Source organism: Mesorhizobium sp. B2-3-5 (assembly GCF_006442395.1).
Taxonomy (GTDB): domain Bacteria; phylum Pseudomonadota; class Alphaproteobacteria; order Rhizobiales; family Rhizobiaceae; genus Mesorhizobium.
This window is the reverse complement of sequence record NZ_VFVX01000004.1, coordinates 210,970-229,302: the sequence shown is the minus strand read 5'-3', so window position 1 is coordinate 229,302 and position 18,333 is coordinate 210,970. Positions and strand designations below refer to the sequence as shown.

General features: G+C 62.7%; 18 protein-coding genes. 5 read left to right on the top strand and 13 right to left on the bottom strand.

The window, feature by feature from the left end:
- Positions 1–72: 72 nt before the first annotated feature.
- The 4 genes from FJ958_RS07570 to yidD all read right to left on the bottom strand — a co-directional run bounded on the left by FJ958_RS07570 (position 73) and on the right by yidD (position 4,561).
- On the bottom strand, positions 73–1,011 hold the full coding sequence (locus tag FJ958_RS07570) for a GNAT family N-acetyltransferase (protein WP_140741179.1): 939 nt from the start codon (positions 1,009–1,011) through the stop codon (positions 73–75).
- An 85-nt stretch (positions 1,012–1,096) separates the two neighbouring features.
- Positions 1,097–3,073: a threonine--tRNA ligase gene (gene thrS, locus FJ958_RS07565; protein WP_140741177.1), complete on the bottom strand. Its 1,977-nt coding sequence runs from the start codon at positions 3,071–3,073 to the stop codon at positions 1,097–1,099.
- 149 nt (positions 3,074–3,222) lie between these two features.
- Positions 3,223–4,041, bottom strand: coding sequence for a class D beta-lactamase (blaOXA, locus tag FJ958_RS07560; protein WP_140741295.1), 819 nt, complete (start codon positions 4,039–4,041; stop codon positions 3,223–3,225).
- A 148-nt stretch (positions 4,042–4,189) separates the two neighbouring features.
- Positions 4,190–4,561, bottom strand: coding sequence for a membrane protein insertion efficiency factor YidD (gene yidD / locus FJ958_RS07555; protein ID WP_140741175.1), 372 nt, complete (start codon positions 4,559–4,561; stop codon positions 4,190–4,192).
- 335 nt (positions 4,562–4,896) lie between these two features.
- Here yidD and FJ958_RS07545 point away from each other — a divergent pair, with 335 nt between their 5' ends.
- Positions 4,897–5,814, top strand: a complete 918-nt coding sequence (locus tag FJ958_RS07545; RefSeq protein WP_140741171.1) for a LysR substrate-binding domain-containing protein — start codon at positions 4,897–4,899, stop codon at positions 5,812–5,814.
- 19 nt (positions 5,815–5,833) lie between these two features.
- Here FJ958_RS07545 and FJ958_RS07540 read toward each other — a convergent pair whose 3' ends face one another.
- Both FJ958_RS07540 and FJ958_RS07535 read right to left on the bottom strand, forming a co-directional pair.
- Positions 5,834–6,169: a cell envelope integrity protein TolA gene (locus tag FJ958_RS07540; protein ID WP_140741169.1), complete on the bottom strand. Its 336-nt coding sequence runs from the start codon at positions 6,167–6,169 to the stop codon at positions 5,834–5,836.
- Positions 6,170–6,291: 122 nt separating this feature from the next.
- On the bottom strand, positions 6,292–6,738 hold the full coding sequence (locus FJ958_RS07535) for an iron-sulfur cluster assembly scaffold protein (protein ID WP_140741167.1): 447 nt from the start codon (positions 6,736–6,738) through the stop codon (positions 6,292–6,294).
- A gap of 240 nt (positions 6,739–6,978) precedes the next feature.
- Here FJ958_RS07535 and folE point away from each other — a divergent pair, with 240 nt between their 5' ends.
- The 3 genes from folE to FJ958_RS07520 all read left to right on the top strand — a co-directional run bounded on the left by folE (position 6,979) and on the right by FJ958_RS07520 (position 9,223).
- On the top strand, positions 6,979–7,614 hold the full coding sequence (gene folE / locus FJ958_RS07530; RefSeq protein ID WP_140741165.1) for a GTP cyclohydrolase I FolE: 636 nt from the start codon (positions 6,979–6,981) through the stop codon (positions 7,612–7,614).
- A gap of 91 nt (positions 7,615–7,705) precedes the next feature.
- Positions 7,706–8,167, top strand: coding sequence for a phosphoribosyl-AMP cyclohydrolase (gene hisI / locus FJ958_RS07525; protein ID WP_140741293.1), 462 nt, complete (start codon positions 7,706–7,708; stop codon positions 8,165–8,167).
- 81 nt (positions 8,168–8,248) lie between these two features.
- Positions 8,249–9,223, top strand: a complete 975-nt coding sequence (locus tag FJ958_RS07520) for a patatin family protein (protein ID WP_181176319.1) — start codon at positions 8,249–8,251, stop codon at positions 9,221–9,223.
- Between the two features lie 163 nt (positions 9,224–9,386).
- On the opposite strand, the gene recJ is transcribed toward FJ958_RS07520, so the two are convergent.
- From recJ to FJ958_RS07485, 7 genes are all read right to left on the bottom strand, one after another.
- Positions 9,387–11,168, bottom strand: coding sequence for a single-stranded-DNA-specific exonuclease RecJ (gene recJ, locus FJ958_RS07515; protein WP_140741161.1), 1,782 nt, complete (start codon positions 11,166–11,168; stop codon positions 9,387–9,389).
- A 261-nt stretch (positions 11,169–11,429) separates the two neighbouring features.
- Positions 11,430–12,413, bottom strand: a complete 984-nt coding sequence (gene glpX / locus FJ958_RS07510) for a class II fructose-bisphosphatase (RefSeq protein WP_140741159.1) — start codon at positions 12,411–12,413, stop codon at positions 11,430–11,432.
- 191 nt (positions 12,414–12,604) lie between these two features.
- Positions 12,605–12,772 (bottom strand): Thivi_2564 family membrane protein, encoded by a 168-nt coding sequence (locus FJ958_RS07505; protein WP_140610153.1) that lies wholly within the window; start codon positions 12,770–12,772, stop codon positions 12,605–12,607.
- A gap of 67 nt (positions 12,773–12,839) precedes the next feature.
- Entirely contained in the window at positions 12,840–13,196 is a 357-nt protein-coding gene (locus FJ958_RS07500) for a hypothetical protein (protein ID WP_140741157.1), read from the bottom strand.
- A gap of 116 nt (positions 13,197–13,312) precedes the next feature.
- A complete protein-coding gene (locus FJ958_RS07495; RefSeq protein WP_140741155.1) occupies positions 13,313–14,626 on the bottom strand; it encodes a homoserine dehydrogenase in 1,314 nt (437 codons plus the stop codon).
- Positions 14,627–14,668: 42 nt separating this feature from the next.
- On the bottom strand, positions 14,669–15,886 hold the full coding sequence (locus tag FJ958_RS07490) for an LL-diaminopimelate aminotransferase (RefSeq protein ID WP_140741153.1): 1,218 nt from the start codon (positions 15,884–15,886) through the stop codon (positions 14,669–14,671).
- A gap of 60 nt (positions 15,887–15,946) precedes the next feature.
- Positions 15,947–16,339: a hypothetical protein gene (locus FJ958_RS07485; RefSeq protein ID WP_140741151.1), complete on the bottom strand. Its 393-nt coding sequence runs from the start codon at positions 16,337–16,339 to the stop codon at positions 15,947–15,949.
- 98 nt (positions 16,340–16,437) lie between these two features.
- On the opposite strand from FJ958_RS07485, the gene phaC reads away from it, so the two are divergent.
- Positions 16,438–18,273 carry a class I poly(R)-hydroxyalkanoic acid synthase gene (phaC, locus tag FJ958_RS07480; protein WP_140741150.1) on the top strand — a complete coding sequence of 612 codons (1,836 nt, stop codon included), beginning with the start codon at positions 16,438–16,440 and terminating at the stop codon, positions 18,271–18,273.
- The last annotated feature ends 60 nt before the right edge of the window (positions 18,274–18,333 follow it).

Here is an 18,333-nt window from a genome sequence, read left to right as displayed (position 1 = left end):
GCCGGAATCGCTTGGCCGCGACCATCCGGCCGCCCGCATGATATATTAGTGATATATCAAGGCGAAATGTTGCTAAGCAGCCAGTTTGGTCCGTGGGGGCAAAAATGGAATCCGGCGGCGCGGTAAAGGCGGCGCCAGGTCGAAGACGCCGCGATAAAGCCGCTCCAACAGCGCCTTGCGGTCGCGCAACGGCTCCAGTTCACTCCAGCTCAACACCTCGCCGACACGCACATCGATCGGCCGGCCCGAGAGCCGCGCGAATTCATGGATGAGCAATGAGGTGCGCAAGGTCAGCGATGTTTTGCCGACGAACTTTGCCACGCGCCCGTCGCGCTCGGCCATGTTCATCGGGCCGCTGACGAGGTGAAACAGACGTCCGTTCTGTCCGGAGAAATGCATCGGCACCACGGAGGCCTTGGCGTCCTGGATCAGCTTGGCAGGGAACATCTTCCATGGCAGGTCGATTGCCCGGCCGAAACCCTTCGGCGCAGTGGCGACGCCGCCGGCGGGAAACACGACGATTGTGACGCCTTCCCTGAGCAACCGCACCGCTTCATGGCGCACCGCCAGATTGTTCTTCAACGCTTCCTTGGTTTCGGAAAAGTCGATCGGCAGCGAATAGGGCTCCATTTCGCGGATCTTGAGCAGATCCTTGTGGATCATCACCCGGAACGGCCGCCCCAACTGCTCGGCCAGCGAAAGCGCGGCGATGCCGTCGCCGATGCCGAACGGATGATTGGCGACGATCACCAGCGGCGTTTCGGGCAGGTCTTTCGGCGGCCATTGGCCGGCTATTTGCATCCGCACGTCGATCAGCTCGAGCATGCGGCTGAAGATGCGCTCGCCGCTCGGCACCACCTGGCGGCGCCAGAAATCATAAAGCACCGCGAAACGATCGCGGCCTGAAAGGCCTTCGACGGAATGAATGAACCAGCGCGCCAATGCCGGCTGGCGCGGATTGGCGTAGGAAAGCTCGGGAAAGGGTCGTTGGCGCAATTTCAGCTTGAGCATAGGGGCTCGTTACAAGATCGGCGTGACAGGGATGTGAAAATGGCGGTGGATCGCTCCACCGCCATTCAATCGAAAACGTTTTCGTTCAGGCAGCGCGCTTGCGCCGGCGATCGGGTGTGATCGCTTCTTCGCTCAGTTGCGCGATCGCCTGGGCAAGGCCGAGCGATTCCTGGTCGCGCGAACCCAGGCGGCGCATGTTGACCGTCTGCTCTTCCGCTTCGCGCTTGCCGCAGACGAGGATGACCGGCACCTTGGCCAAGCTGTGCTCGCGGACTTTGTAGTTGATCTTCTCGTTGCGCAGGTCCGCTTCCGCCGACAAGCCAGCGGCCTTGAGCCTTGCCACCACTTCGGTCGCATATTGGTCGGCGTCCGACGTGATCGTTGCCACCACCACCTGCAACGGTGCGAACCACAGCGGGAAATGGCCGGAATAGTTCTCGATCAGGATGCCGAGGAAGCGCTCCATCGAACCGCAGATGGCGCGATGCACCATGACGGGCTGCTTCTTCTCCGAATCCGAGCCGATGTAGAAGGCGCCAAAGCGTTCAGGCAGGTTGAAATCGACCTGCGTCGTGCCGCACTGCCATTCACGGCCGATGGCATCTTTCAACACATATTCGAACTTCGGCCCGTAGAAGGCGCCCTCGCCCGGATTGATCGAGGTCTTGATCCGGTTGCCGGACCTCGTCCTGATCGTCTCCAGCACGCTGCCCATGATCGCCTCGGCATGGTCCCAGGCTTCGTCGGTGCCGACACGCTTGTCCGGCCGCGTCGACAGCTTCACGCTGATTTCGTCAAAACCGAAATCCGCATAGGTCGACAGGATCAGGTCGTTGATGCGCAGGCACTCCGACGCCAGTTGCTCCTCCGTGCAGAAGATATGCGCATCGTCTTGCGTGAAGCCGCGCACGCGCATCAGCCCGTGCAACGCGCCTGACGGCTCATAACGATGCACATTGCCGAATTCCGCAAGCTTTACGGGCAGATCGCGATAGGACTTCAACCCATGCTTGAAAATCTGCACATGGCCCGGGCAATTCATCGGCTTCAGCGCGAAGATGCGGTCGTCATCGGTGTCATCGCCCGCAACCGTCACCTTGAACATGGCGTCGCGATACCAGCCCCAGTGGCCTGACGTCTCCCACAGGCTCTTGTCGAGCACCTGCGGCGCGTTGACCTCCTGGTAGCCCTGTTCGTCGAGCCGGCGGCGCATGTAGTTGACCAGGTTCTGGAACATCTTCCAGCCCTTGGCGTGCCAGAAGACGACGCCTGGCCCCTCCTCCTGGAAATGGAACAGGTCCATCTCGCGGCCGAGCTTGCGATGGTCGCGCTTCTCGGCCTCCTCCAGCATCGTGTGATAGGCTTCGAGCTGCGCCTGGTCGGCCCAGGCGGTGCCGTAGATGCGCGTCAGCATCGGGTTGTTCGAGTCGCCGCGCCAATAGGCGCCGGCCACCTTCATTAGCTTGAAGGCGTTGCCGATCTGGCCGGTCGAGGCCATGTGCGGGCCACGGCAGAGATCGAACCAGTCGCCTTGCGCATAAATCTTGAGGTCCTGGTCCTCCGGAATGGCGTCGATCAGTTCCAGCTTGTAGCGCTCGCCCTTGTCGGCAAAGATTTTCTTCGCCTTCTCGCGCGACCAGACTTCCTTGGTGAACGGTTTGTTGCGCGCGATGATCTCGCGCATCTTCTTCTCGATCACCGGAAAATCGTCCGGGGTGAACGGCTCGTTACGGGCGAAGTCGTAGTAGAATCCGTTCTCGATCACCGGCCCAATGGTCACCTGCGTTCCCGGCCATATCTCCTGCACGGCTTCCGCCAGCACGTGCGCGGCATCGTGACGGATGAGTTCCAGCGCGCGCGGGTCGTCGCGGGTGATGATCTCGACCTTGCCGGACTTGCCGAGCGGATCGCTGAGGTCGCGCACGGTGCCGTCGACGGCATAGGCGACCGCCTTCTTGGCCAGCGACTTCGAGATCGATTCGGCGAGACCGGCACCGGTCATCGCCGCGTCGTATTCGCGGACGGAGCCATCGGGAAATGTCAGGGAAACGGAATTCAGCATTGAAATCTCCTATCCAGTCCCGCAAACGAGCGCGGGTGGTAAAAATGCATGTCGACAGCGGTTCGGGGCTGCGGCGTGCATCAGGTTAGCCGGAGGCGTCCGGCGGCGGCAGTCTTTTATGAGCAGATGCCGCCGCCGTAAAGCCCGGCTCACTGGATCAGTTGTGGCAGGTCCTTCAGGAACGCGGCCCGTGTCGCCAACCCCTTCGGCATCTCAGTCCGTTTGGTGTCGACGACGAGCCGGGCGAACACGATCTGGCGACCATCTTTCTGCGCCCAGCCGACAAACCAGCCGAGCGAGCGCTTGTCCTTGCCACCCTCGCCGAGCCGGGTGCTGCCGGTCTTGCCCTGAACCGCCCAATCGCCAGCCTTGAAGCTCGGTATGATGGCGCGTGTCATTTCATGCGCCTTCGCCGACACCGGCATCTTGCCGGCGAGCACCTGCCGCAGGAAGGCGACCTGTTCGACCGGCGTGATCTGCAGCGAGGAGTTGACCCAGGAACGGGTGAGCCCATCATCCTTGCCGGGATTGCCGGAAACATCGCCGTTGCCATAGTTGAACCTGGATACATAACCGGCAAATTTTTCGCTGCCGAGCCGGCGCGTGATCTCGCGCGAATACCAGAGAACCGAATCGCGTTCCCAGATCACCGGATCGACGGTCTTCTGATCCCGCTTCACCGCATTGAATTCCGGCTTGTAGTCCCAGGCCGGCGTGTGCTCGTCGCTCAGGACGCCCGCATCGTAGCCGATCAGCGAAAGCGGCACCTTGAACGTCGAGGCGGGGCTGAACCGCTGGTCGCACACTCCGTCCTGATAGAGCGTCTTGCCAGTCGCGGCGTCGGCGATCAGCGTGCATTGCACATCCCCCAGCGGCGCCGACTGCGCGCGCATCGGAAACCCCAGCAGCCAGGCCAGCAGGAACAGGACTCCAGCCAGGATAAAAGGAAGACGATCGACATTACGCATTTTTCTGCTCGCTCCAGAAGTGGGTTGCGAGCGGCTTAGCGAGGTCTCTTGTCTCGATTTTGTCTCAAATGCGCAGTCTTTGTGCAGGCTTGCGTTAACCCTACCGGATCGTAAACGTGCGCTGCCACCCAAGGCGCGATCGGCGCAATCATGCCCGCGTTTTGCTGTGCTTGCGGCCGATCCGCCAGTAGCGCCAGGGCATGAACCAGACGTAGCGATCGGCGAGCACTTCCGGCACCAGGTCGATCCCGTGCGTGCCGAATGGCCCGCAGCGCAGCACGCGGAAAAGTCCCATCCAGCCGCCGGCCCACAGGCCATGCCGGGCGATCGCCTCATGCGCGTATTCGGAACAGGTCGGCAGATGCCGGCAGGAATTGCCGATAAAGCCGGACAGCGTCAGCTGGTAGAGCCGCACGAGCGACGTGCCGAGGAGGCGACCGGGCGTCTTGCGCCACGGTCCGGGCCAGTTGCGGCCATGCCTTGCCGGTCCGGCGCTATGTGCATGCCCATGCGGATCCACCGCTGTTCTCCGTATCGCATTTCCACGCGATAGATGTGGGCTTCGTCGCGAGAACGCAATCCCCGCCCCCTATCCGCCGTGCTGTCATGGGCGGGAACGGCGACACGGCTGTCTGTCGACCGGAGGTGTCCATCGCTCAGGGCTGGCAGGCTCTTCGCGGCGCCGTGCACCGGGTCTTTCGTCACGCCATTGAAACGTCGCGATCCGCATGACATCGCCGAAGATGTTCAGGAACTGGATCATGGTCGTGTCCTCCTTTGACACGATTAGACCGCCGCTGGCCTTGGCCTTCAAACGAGTATAATTTCCACTTCGGATAATCCTGGGTTATGCGAATGAAGCGCGGACGCCTGCCTCTGACGGCATTGCGGAGTTTCGAGGCGGCGGGACGGCATCTGAGCTTCAGCCGGGCCGCCGAGGAGCTTTTGGTCTCGCAAGCCGCGATCAGCCGGCAGATCCGCGAGCTCGAAACTTTTTTGCGCCAGCCCTTGTTCGAGCGTCACCATCGCCGCGTCGAACTGACGGATGCGGGCCGCCGGCTGCTGGGTCAGCTGGTCAGAAGTTTCGACGCCATCGATGCGCTGCTTTCCGAACTTGTGGTGGCGCCCATTCAGTCCGTGGTCCGCGTCAGCGTGGAGCCGTCGCTGGCATCGGTTTGGCTGGTGCCGCGGCTCGACCGGTTCCGTCAATTGTGGCCCGATATCGACGTCTCGCTGGAGGTCGATCCCAGATTGATCGAATTCCGCAGCGATCAGCCCGAACTTGCCTTGCGTTTCAGTGCCAATGCCACCGGGTGGCCACGCAGCGAGGCCGAACGGCTTGCCTCGACGGTCGATTCCCCGGTTCTGTCGCCGGCCCTACTCGCCTCGGGCCCTCCCCTGGAGGAGCCGATCGACCTTGCCCGCTACACGCTTTTGCACGAGGAAAATCGTCAGGGTTGGGCGCGCTGGTTCGAAGCGGCCGGCGTACCGCCCGACGCCATACCGGCGCGCGGCCCGATGCTGGCGGATGCGTCGCTGTCGAAGCAGGCTGCCCTGCTCGGACATGGCGTGGCGCTTGGTGACCTCCTGCAGATCGGCGAGGAGATTGCGTCCGGGACGCTGGTCAAGCCGTTCGATATCGACGTCGCATCCGGCGCCTACTGGCTGGTGGCCCGGAGCTTGAGAAATCTGCCGGAGCCGGCCAAGGCTTTTGCCGATTGGGTGAGAAGTGAGTTCGCGGACAGCAGACGAGCGCTGGGAGCAAACGCCTGAGGCGCGTGCACTGCTCCGGCTAATCTGGCTTCTTGCGATATTTCTCCAGGAGTTTTTCGAGATCCTTCGCATCGACCCCCAAGGGCTGATCCGACGTGTCTTCTGCCGGGTTGAAAGTGAGGATGACATCGCGCCACAGATCGTAATGCGCCGCATAGGGCGTCAGGCCGGGAAACGGCGCGCAGCGGGTGATTGCCCTGGCGGCCGCCTCGGCTACTTTGTCCGGCTGTGACGTGACAGGACCGAGGACTTTTGGCGGGCCGGCGAGCGAACCGTCCTTGTTCAACCTGATCTGGACGCGCGCAATGCTGTGGGTGTTTGCAGGCTGGTTCCAACAGGGCTGGATGGCCTTCATGAGATAGTCGCCGACATCGCGCTGAACGTCCGCCCTGCCCACTCCGCCGCTCGACGCAAATACGACGACAAGGCTCCAGGCAAATAGCAGCCCACGGCAAGTCAGGTCGCGAATTCCCAAGCTCAAGCCGCCTGCTCGGCGCGCTTCTTTTCGATCTGACCGATCGCGTCGACCACGGCGTCGAAGGTCAGCATGGTCGAGGCATGCCGCGCCTTGTAGTCGCGCACCGGCTCCAGATATTTGAGGTCGGCGAAGCGCCCCTCCGGCGGTTCGCCGTTTTCCTTCAGCATCTTCAGCATCGTATCGCGCACCGCGCGCAACTCCTCGGCACTCGCGCCGACGACATGCTGCGCCATGATCGAGGACGATGCCTGGCCAAGTGCGCAGGCCTTCACGTCATGGGCGAAGTCTGTAACCACGCCGTCCGCCATCTTGAGGTCGACGGTGACCGTCGAACCGCACAGCTTGGAATGCGCCTTCGCGGTTGCGTCAGGATGATCGAGCCGGCCGATGCGGGCGATGTTTCCGGCAAAACCGAGAATTTTCGCGTTGTAGACGTCGTTGATCATTATTTTCCAATCCGTCGCCGCCAAGCGAACAGCGATTGCCGCTGCCGCGTCTTCCTTTCGCTCGCTACGGTCTTATATAATGCTGGCAGTCCGGTAACGACAAGGCGACGCATGCCTGCTGTCTGGCCGGGAAGTTCACGCCGCTTACGGGGCTGGAAACGGGGCGAGTTTCCGACACCGAAAGGTCGTGGTCCGTTCAACTCGTTCCTCCTGAGAGAGGAACTACGGGAGACGCCTTTTATGGATGCCGTCATCAAGAAACTCATGCCCCAGTCCGCCTACATGGAAAAGCCGGTCACCGACCGGCCGAGCGAAGCCGAGGTCGAGGCCGCCGTTCGCACTTTGCTGCGCTGGACCGGCGACAATCCGAACCGCGAGGGGCTGATCGACACGCCCAAACGCGTGGCCAAGGCCTTCCGCGAGATGTTCGGCGGCTATGATATGTGCCCGGCAGAGGAACTCGGCCGCACATTCGAGGAAGTCGCCGGCTATGATGACCTCGTCATTGTAAAGGATATTCAGTTCCATTCGCATTGCGAGCACCACATGGTGCCGATCATCGGCAAGGCGCATGTCGGCTATCTGCCGGATGGCAAGGTCGTCGGCCTGTCGAAGATCGCGCGCGTCGTCGATATCTTTGCCCATCGCCTGCAGACGCAGGAGGCGCTGACCGCGCAGATCGCCGGTGTTATCCAGGATGTGCTCAACCCTCGCGGCGTCGCCGTCATGATCGAGGCGGAGCACATGTGCATGGCCATGCGCGGCATCCGCAAGCAGGGCTCCACCACACTCACCTCCACCTTCACCGGCGTCTTCAAGGACACGCCCGAGGAGCAGGTTCGTTTTGTCACCATGGTGCGTGGCGGCGGGGCATAACGCCTAGGCCGATATCGCTAGACCATGATCCCGAAACGTGGGAACCGGTTTTCCGGATAAGATCATGGTCAAACAGGAAGATACATCGGCGATGTCGGCACTGGAATTTCCGAAAGCCTCGTCAGACAAGAAGGTCTTGGAAGAAGGCGCGGTGTTTTCACCGCGCTTCGACACTGCCGGCCTTGTGACCGTCGTCGTCACCGATGCCGAAGACGGGATGCTGCTGATGGTCGCGCACATGAACGCACAGGCGTTGGCGCTGACCCTGGAGAGTGGCGTCGCCCACTACTGGTCGCGCTCGCGCAATGCGCTTTGGAAAAAGGGCGAAACCTCGGGCAATTTCCAGCATGTCGTCGAGATGCGCACCGACTGCGACCAGGATGCATTGTGGCTCCGCGTGAAAGTGTTGGGCCACGACGCAACCTGTCACACCGGCCGGCGTTCATGCTTTTATCGGACGGTGGGGCTGGTCGACGGTAAGGGGATGCTTGCCGACGACGGCAGCAAGCCGCTGTTCGATGCGCAAACCACGTATCGAAAGCCATCAGCTTGAACCTTCTGCCTCACATCAACCACACAGATTCATCATTTCGATACGGCCCGTCCGTATATTAGCCTTGGGACAAGGGAGATCATGATGCTCGAATGGGCGTCATTGCGGAACAGACCAGACGTCAGGGAGGCCAACGGCCTGTCCTCTCCCGGTGGCGCATCCGAAACGAAATCTCCCAGGAAAACAGGAATTTCGCTCGCCCTGGGCGGTGGCTGCGCCAGAGGCTGGGCCCATATCGGCGTGCTGCGCGCGCTCGATGAGGCGGGCATCGAAGTCTCGATGATCGCCGGCACCTCGATCGGCGCGCTGGTCGGCGGCTGTTATCTCGCCGGCAAACTGGATGAGCTGGAAGAGTTCGCCCGCAGCCTCACCAGGCGGCGCATCTTCGGCCTGCTCGATCTCAATCTGCGCGGCAGCGGCCTCTTCGGCGGCATGAAGCTGGACGCACGTCTGCGTGAGCATGTGGCGGGTGTCCGGTTCGAAGACCTGCCCAAGCCATTCGTCTGTGTCACATCGGAAATCCGCACCGGCCACGAAATCTGGCTGTCGAGCGGCTCGCTGATCACGGCCATGCGCGCATCCTATGCACTGCCTGGCGTGTTCGAGCCGGTGAATTGCAACGGCCGTGTGCTGGTCGACGGAGCGTTGGTCAATCCGGTGCCGGTATCGGTCTGCCGCGCCTACGAGCAGCCTCTCGTCGTCGCGGTCAACCTGCATTACGATTTGTTCGGCCGCGCCGCTGTCATAAAGCACAGTGCCGGCGAATTGGTCATCGAGAAGGACGCGCCGCGCGCCGGTCAATTCGATCCTGAGCATCAGTCGCATCAGACGCGCCTCGGCATCACGGGCGTCATGGTCGAGGCCTTCAACATCATCCAGGACCGTATCTCGCGCGCCAGGCTTGCCGGCGATCCGCCTGACATGTCGCTGCAGCCCAAGCTTAGCCATATCGGCCTGACCGAGTTCCACCGTGCCGACGAGGCGATCCAACTCGGCTACCAGGCAACGATGGCGCAGATCGGCGAACTGACCCGGCTGCAGTCGGTTCTGGCCTAGAGTTATCCCTTCGAGACGCCTGCTATGCCGTTCAATGTTGACGGAGCGATGCCGCGCCCGCCCCTTTCAATAAACCGATTGCAGATGCAATTGTTATGCTGGTCTGCACAGGGTGACGCTGCTTTGCTAGGCGCCGGCGAGCTGAGCTCCGCGGCTCGGGCGGTTACGCCCGCGCCGCGTCGATAAAGCGAAATTGCACCGAGCGGCTGCCGTTCCAATAATTGCCCGACAGCGAGCCGGCGACATGCACGGCCTTGCCCCGGTTCTTGAACAGGAATTCGCCAAGCGCGGTGTCGACGGCGCGAAAGGCGATCGCCTGGATGCGTCCGCCACTCTCCGACTGCAGCTCCGCGCGGATGTGGTTGGTGCCGACCGGCCTGATATCGGCCAGCCGATGGCGCGGCAGGGCAAAAACCGGCGCGACATGCCCGGCGCCGAAGGGCCCCGCTCTTTCCAGAGTATCGAGCAGACTGAGCGTCGCACCTTCCGCGGCAAGCGCGCCATCGATCGCCAGGCTTTCCTCGTCTTGCAGCCGAAACACGTCGGCAGCCGCCCGTTCCTCGAAAAACGCCCTGAGTTCGCCGAGCCTGACACGCTCAACGGTGATGCCGGCCGCCATGCCATGGCCGCCGCCCTTGACGATCAGCCCGGCGTCGGCGGCTTCGCGAACCAATCTCCCAAGATCGAAGCCCGAAACCGAACGGCCCGACCCGGTACCGGTGCCGTTGGCGTTGAAAGCGATGGCGAAGGCTGGCCGGCGCGCATGATCCTTCAGCCGCGAGGCAAGCAGGCCGACAATGCCGGGATGCCAGTTGTTGCTGGCGGTGACGACGATCGCCGGGCCGTTGCCACCCGCAAGCTCGGCATCGGCCTCGGCCCGCGCCGCGGCCAGCATCTCCTGCTCCATCAGCTGCCGCTCCTGGTTCAGCCGGTCGAGCGTTTCGGCAATGGTCCCCGCCTCGACCGGATCGTCTGTCGCAAGCAGCCGGCTGCCGAGAGCCGCGTCGCCGATGCGGCCGCCGGCATTGATGCGCGGACCGATCAGATAGGCGAGATGGAAGGTGCTGATCGGTTCGCCGATCCGCGACACCCGCGCCAATGCGGCCAGCCCTTCATTCCTCTGTTGGCGCGCCATCTGCAGACCCTTGACGACGAAAGCCCGGTTGACGCCGGTGAGCGGCACCACGTCGCAGACGGTGGCAAGCGCCACGAGATCGAGCAGCGGAAACAGGTCCGGCTGCGTGGCATCGGTCAGGCCGCGCAGCACCCTTGCCGTCTGCACCAGGGCCAGGAAGACCACGCCCGCGGCACAGAGATGGCCCTGCCCCGAAAGGTCGTCGTCGCGGTTTGGATTGACGACCGCAATTGCGGCCGGCAAGGCGCCGCCGACCTGATGGTGGTCGAGCACCACGACATCGGCGCCAGCCGCATTGGCCGCGTCGACGGAAACGGCGCTGTTGGTGCCGCAATCGACAGTGACGATGAGGGTCGCGCCGCGTGAGACGAGCTCACGCATGGCATCGGGATTGGGACCATAGCCCTCGAAGATACGATCCGGGATATAGATCTCCGACGGCACGGAGAAATGCGTCAGGAACCGCTTCAGCAAGGCCGACGAGGCGGCACCGTCGACATCGTAATCGCCGAAGATCGCGACCTTTTCCCGCGCCATCACCGCTGCCGCGATGCGAATGGCGGCTCTGTCCATGTCCGTCAGCGAGGCCGGATCCGGCAACAGGTCGCGGATCGTCGGATCGAGGAACCGCTCGGTCTGCTCGGCGGTTACGCCGCGTCCGGCCAGGACGCGCGCGACGATATCGGGCACGCCATGGCCCTGCGCGATGGCAAGCGCGATCATGTCCTGCCGTTCGGTCAGCCGGTGCTCCCAGGAGAGACCGGTAGCCGACTGCCTGACATCGAGGAAAAGACGCCTTTCGCCCATCATGCGCTTTGCCAACTCACGGTTGGCCGCAGGATAGGCCAAAGGCCAAGCGGTTCAGGATGGTACGCTGTCGCGGGAGATCTCAAGAAGAACTACGCTTTCCGCCTTTCAGCCGCGCACCGAAACCATTGGCCGACCGCACCACTCGCCGGCCCCTCAAATCAGGGCCGCGCGGCGGTTGAACGGTCTTATCGTTAACCCCTTGCCGCCACCATCGGCAGCAGCCGAATGGCTAACAACTGCGATGCGGCTTCGCAAGCGGGTCTAGAACTTATCCAGATCCTGGTGCCGGGCCTTGATCTCCCGCACGGTCCGCGATGACGAGCGCAGCACGATCGTATGGGTGGTGATGTAGGTGCGGCCGAACTTGACCCCCGCCAGCATGTTCCCATCGGTGACGCCGGTGGCCGCGAACAGCACATCGCCGCGCGCCATGTCCTCCGCCCGGTAGACCCGCTTCGGATCGGAAATGCCCATCTTGGCGGCGCGTGAGACTTTCTCCGGCGTATCGAGGATCAGCCGGCCCTGCATCTGGCCGCCGGTGCAGCGCAGTGCGGCGGCCGCCAGCACGCCTTCCGGCGCGCCGCCAGTGCCGAGATAGATATCGATGCCGGTCTCGTCGGGATCGGTGGTGTGGATGACGCCGGCAACGTCGCCATCGCCGATCAGCCGGATCGCGGCTCCCGTGGCACGCACGGCGTCGATCAGTCTGGCGTGGCGTGGCCGGTCGAGAATACAGGCCGTGATGTCTGACACCGTGACGCCCTTGGCCCTAGCCAGGCTGGCGATGTTTTCGGCCGGCGAGGCATCGATGTCGACGACGCCTTCGGCATAGCCCGGCCCAATGGCGATCTTGTCCATATAAACGTCGGGAGCGAACAGTAGGCTGCCCTTCTCCGCGATCGCGATGACGGCGAGCGCATTCGGCAGGTTCTTGGCGCAGATCGTCGTGCCTTCCAGCGGATCGAGCGCGATATCGACCGCCGGGCCTTTACCGGTGCCGACCTCCTCGCCGATGTAAAGCATCGGCGCTTCGTCCCGCTCACCCTCGCCGATCACCACAGTGCCTTTGATGGCAAGCCGGTTGAGCTCCTGGCGCATGGCATCGACCGCGACCTGGTCGGCGGCTTTCTCGTCGCCGCGGCCACGAAGCCTGGCGGCCGCGACCGCGGCCCGTTCGGTGACGCGCACCAGCTCCATGGTGAGTATCCGGTCAAGGCCGGCGACAATGTTCTGGGCCACATTCATTGGGAGAAATCCTCGTTCGAATACCACCTCCCGCCGGAGGCGGACCTGTTTTGTCAAACGAGCATGACAACGGCAAGACCTGCCGGATGTTTTATCGAAAGACAAGCAATATCAATCGATTAAACCACATCTTTGAAACGAGGTGAGCCCGGCGCGGCAGAACCGAGCCGATATAAAACGCGAAACTGGCCCTAGAAAACCGCGAGATATCTGAGCAGCGAAACAATGCCGATGATGATGACGATAATCTGGACGATCTGTCTCATCCTGGCATCGAGCGGCAGGCGCTGAACCAGATAGAGGACCAGAATGATGACCAGGAACGTGATCAGTATGCCGATCAACACGGATGACGCCATGGTGCCCCTCCTTGAAATCAATTCCTGAAATCGGGAAACCGAGCCGGCGACGTCGGCTCAGTGTTGGTCAATACCAGCGGCGCGACGTATCGTTCATCGACTGGCCGACGGCAAGCCCGGCCAGAAAGCCGAGCAGCCCGATCATGCCGACAACAGCGGTCGTCGTGCCCGGGTTTTCGCGTGCGACGTCTGACACCGCCTGGGCCTGGCTGCGCAGCTGCTGCGCTGTTCGCGACGCACGGGCCGCGGCCGTCTCGTAGAAGTCCGAAGCCTGCTCGCTGGCGTCATCCAGCATTTCCGCGCCGCGCGCCGAAATGCTCTTGTTGATCTTGGTGATCTCCCTGCGCAGTTCGGCGATCTGCTTTTCCAGCGTCTTCTGGATGTCGTCGATGTTCGGGCTGTCGGACTTGTTGATGTCGGCCATCAAACGGCTCCCTTGGTTGTTGACCAAGAGAACGGCGCCGGCGCGGTTTCGTTCCGGCCGATCACGGCTATCTGCGAAGTAACGCCGGCGTGGCCCCGCCCGGCGGCGCTCGGGCGCTACCCTGCCCGCTCGATGCGGATGACCTGCGGCTTGTCGGTCAAGTGGCCGTCCTTGGTGATACCGTCGACGGCCTTGCGCACGGCGGCCTCGGTGGTCTCGTGGGTCACGAGGATGACCGTCTTCTGCGCCGCGGCCTCGCCGCTGACCGCATGCTGGACGATCGATTCCAGTGAAATGTCGTTGTCGGCCATACGCTTGGCGATGGCGGCAAACACACCGATGCGGTCATGGACGGTCAGCCGGATGAAGTAGCCGCCCTCATGGCTGCGCATCTGCGCTTTCTTGTAGGGTTTCAGCTCCTTCGCTGGCCGGCCGAAGACAGGGCCGTGCTGGAAGCCTGGGCGGCTCTTGGCGATGTCGGCGACGTCGCCAATGACGGCCGAGGCGGTGGCATTGCCACCAGCGCCGGGGCCTGAAAGCAACAGTTCGCCGAGGATGTCGGTTTCGATCGCCACCGCATTGGTGACGCCATGCACCTGCGCGATGACAGAGGCCGTCGGCACCATGGTCGGGTGGACGCGCTGCTCGATGCCGCTTTCGGTGCGCTGCGCGACGCCGAGCAGCTTGATCCGGTAGCCGAGATCGCCCGCCGCCCGGATATCGGCCTGGGTAATGTTGGAAATGCCTTCCATGTAGATGTCGTTGGCGGCGATCTTCGTGCCGAAGGCAAGGCTGGTCAGGATCGACAGCTTGTGCGCGGTGTCGTGGCCCTCGATGTCGAAGGTCGGATCGGCTTCGGCGTAGCCGAGCCGCTGTGCGTCCTTCAGGCAGGCGTCGAACGAGATACCTTCGGCCTCCATGCGCGTCAGGATATAGTTGCAGGTGCCGTTGAGGATGCCGAACACGCGGGTGACCGAATTGCCGGCCATCGCCTCGCGCATCGTCTTGATGACAGGAATGCCGCCTGCCACCGCCGCCTCATAGTTGAGCAGCACACCCTTCTTCTCGGCGATTTCGGCAAGTGCCACGCCATGTTTGGCGAGCAGCGCCTTGTTGGCGGTGACGACGTGGCGGCCGGCTTCGAGCGCTGCCTTCACAGACGAGCGCGCCGGCCCCTCATCGCCACCGATCAGCTCGACGAACACATCGATGTCGGCGGTCTGCGCCATCTTGACCGGGTCGTCGAACCATGTCGCCGAACCGAGATCGACACCACGGTCGCGCTTCTGGTCGCGCGCCGAGACCGCGGTGACGGTGATGTCGCGCCCGCATTGTCGGGTCAGTTCCGCCGCCTTGTCGCGCAGCACGCGCGCCACCGACGCACCGACCGTGCCAAGTCCGGCAATTCCAACACGCAGTGCTTCAGCCATGGCAGGCGATGTCCCTCAAGTCAGATCGAAATTATTTACGGCTTACCGGTGGGCGGACAGCGGCACCACATTGTTGGGCTGCTTGGCGCTGGTCGACAGGAAGCGCTTGATGTTGCGCGCCGCCTGGCGGATCCGGTGCTCGTTCTCGACCAGCGCCACGCGCACGAAATCGTCGCCATGTTCGCCGAAGCCGACACCGGGCGCCACGGCCACATCAGCGTGTTCGATGAGCAGCTTGGAGAATTCGAGCGAGCCGAGATGACGGAAAGGTTCGGGGATCGGCGCCCAGGCGAACATCGAGGCGGCCGGGGCCGGAATGGTCCAACCGGCGCGACCGAAGGCATCGACCATCACGTCGCGGCGCTTGTGGTAGATGTCACGCACCTCGGCGATATCGGCGCCGTCGCCGTTGAGCGCATGTGCCGCCGCCACCTGGATCGGCGTGAAGGCGCCGTAGTCGAGATAGGATTTCACCCGGGTCAGCGCCGAGATCAGCCGCTCGTTGCCGACGGCAAAGCCCATGCGCCAGCCAGGCATGGAGAAGGTCTTCGACATCGAGGTGAACTCGACGCAGATATCGATGGCGCCTGGCACCTGCAGCACCGAAGGCGGCGGATTGCCGTCGAAATAGATCTCCGAATAGGCGAGGTCGGACAGGATGATGATGTCGTTCTTCTTCGCGAATGCCACCACGTCCTTGTAGAAATCGAGCGAAGCGACCAGCGCCGTCGGGTTCGACGGATAGTTGAGGATCAGCGCCAGCGGCTTCGGAATCGAATGGCGGATGCCCCGCTCGACTGCCGGAATGAAGCCGTCATCGGGCTCGACCTGCAGCGAACGGATGACGCCGCCCGACATGATGAAGCCGAAGGCATGGATCGGATAGGTCGGATTGGGGCACAGAATGACGTCGCCGGGCGCGGTGATCGCCTGCGCCATGTTGGCGAAGCCTTCCTTCGAGCCAAGCGTGGCCACCACTTGCGTGTCGGGGTCGAGCTTCACGCCGAAGCGGCGCTGATAGTAGGCCGCCTGGGCCCGGCGCAGGCCCGGAATGCCGCGCGAGGAAGAATAACGATGCGTGCGCGGATCGCGCACCACTTCGCACAATTTGTCGACGATCGCCTTGGGCGTCGGCAGGTCCGGATTGCCCATGCCGAGGTCGATGATGTCGGCACCGCGCGAGCGGGCGCTGGCCTTGAGCCGGTTGACCTGCTCGAAAACATAGGGCGGAAGGCGGCGGACCTTGTGAAATTCTTCCATGACGGTTCCAGACATCGAAAGAGCCCAGACATTCAGGGGCGTTGGGCGCGCGCTATATACTCATTTGCAGGTAGGGTCGAGGGCGGGGTCGCATTTGCCTTCGATCTGCTTCAGCGTCTGGGGGCCATGCTGCTTGGCCAGATTCGTCAGCGCCGCCTGATTGGTGACCTTTGGGGCGCCCCCTTTTGGCGCTTGTGCGTTCTCGTCGGCCTTCAGTTCAGCGAGTTTCGCATTCCTCTCGGCTTCGGTGAACTGTTTGTTCGCCACCTTCGGCGGGATGTTCAGATTCGGAAAGGTGCCGGTATCCTTCGGGCCCGCATTCTCGGCCATCGGCACCGGACCGCTGGTATTCGTGCTCGAACACCCGGCAACCCCAAGGAGGACGATTGCCGCGCCGATGCGGCAAAAGTGACCGGCGCCGAAAAAAACAGTCTCGCCAATGTTAATCGTCATATTGTTTCCTTGGCAGCCGATGTAGAGCGACGTTGGACCCGGTCGGATGTCCCATGGTAATATGTCAAGAAAACGCTTCGGGAGGAACCCCGCGCACCATGTCCAAGACACCCGATTCGGGCAAAGCGGAAGATGGCGGACCTTCGACCGTCGAGCAATATCTGGTGAAAGATCCGGAGCGCTTCGCGTTGAATATGGCGCGCATGGTCGAGCAGGCCGGCAAGGCAGCATCCGCCTGGGCTGAGCCGCGCGAACGCGGCGAGGTGCGTGACCACGTCGCCGAACCGGTCGTCGACATGGTCAAGACGTTCTCCAAGCTCAGCGAATACTGGCTTGCCGACCCGCAGCGCGCGCTCGAAGCGCAGACGCGGCTGTTCGCCGGCTATATGACTGTGTGGGCGAACGCCATCCAGCGCGTCAGCCCCAACGCCGAAGGTGCCGACGATGCCGTCAAGCCCGAGCTTGGCGACAAGCGCTTCCAGGATCCGGAATGGGGCCGCAATGCCTTCTTCGATTTCCTCAAGCAGGCCTATCTCGTCACCTCGCGCTGGGCGTCCGAACTGGTCGAGCACGCCGAAGGTCTGGACGAGCACACCCGCCACAAGGCGAGCTTCTACGTCAAGCAGGTGTCCAACGCCATCTCGCCGTCGAATTTCATTCTGACCAACCCGGAGCTGTTTCGCGAAACCGTTGCCTCCAACGGCGAGAACCTGGTGCGCGGCATGAAGATGCTGGCCGAGGACATCGCCGCCGGCAAGGGCGACCTGAAGCTGCGCCAGGCCGATTATTCCCCCTTCGAGATCGGCAAGAACATCGCCACCACGCCCGGCAAGGTCGTCGGCCGCAGCGATGTCGCGGAGATCATCCAGTATGAGCCGGCGACCGAGACGGTGCTGAAACGCCCGCTGCTGATCTGCCCGCCGTGGATCAACAAGTTCTACATACTCGACCTCAACCCACAGAAATCCTTCATCCGCTGGGCGATCGAGCAGGGCCACACCGTCTTCGTCATCTCCTGGATCAATCCGGACGAGCGTCACGGTGCCAAGAACTGGGAAGCCTACATCAGGGAAGGATTGCAATACGGCCTCGACACGATCGAGAAAGCCATAGGCGAACGGGATGTCAACGCGATCGGCTACTGCGTCGGCGGCACGCTGCTGGCGGCGGCATTGGCACTGATGGCCAAGGAAGGCGACGACCGCATCAAGTCGGCGACCTTTTTCACCACCCAGGTCGACTTCACCTATGCCGGCGACCTGAAAGTATTCGTCGACGAGGAACAGGTCGCGGCGGTGGAAAAGTCGATGAATGAAAAGGGCTATCTCGACGGCACCAAGATGGCGACCGCCTTCAACATGCTGCGCTCCGGCGACCTGATCTGGCCCTATGTCGTCAACAACTACATGCGCGGCAAGGAACCCCTGCCCTTCGACCTGCTTTACTGGAATGCCGATTCGACCCGCATGGCGGCGGCCAATCACTCCTTCTACCTGCGCAACTGCTATCTCGAGAACAACCTCTCGCGCGGCACGATGGAACTAGCGGGGCACACGGTCTCGCTCGGCGACGTCACCATCCCGATCTACAACCTCGCCTCCAGGGAGGATCACATCGCGCCGGCGCTGTCGGTCTTCCTCGGCTCTAAATATTTCGGCGGCAAGGTCGAGTATGTGATGGCGGGCTCTGGCCATATCGCAGGCGTCGTCAATCCGCCCGCCTCCAACAAATACCAGTACTGGACCGGCGGCGCGCCGATCGGTGACTTCGACCAATGGATAGCCAGGGCAACCGACCATCCCGGATCCTGGTGGCCGCATTGGCAAAGCTGGATAGAGGCCAAGGACAATACCCGCGTGCCGGCCCGCAAACCCGGCAAGCATATGAAAACCTTGGGCGATGCGCCTGGCACCTATGTCAAGGTGCGTGTGTAACCGACTGTAATGTCTGGTGAGTTGACGGGCCCGTAAAAGCGGGCGAAATGGTGTCGTCAA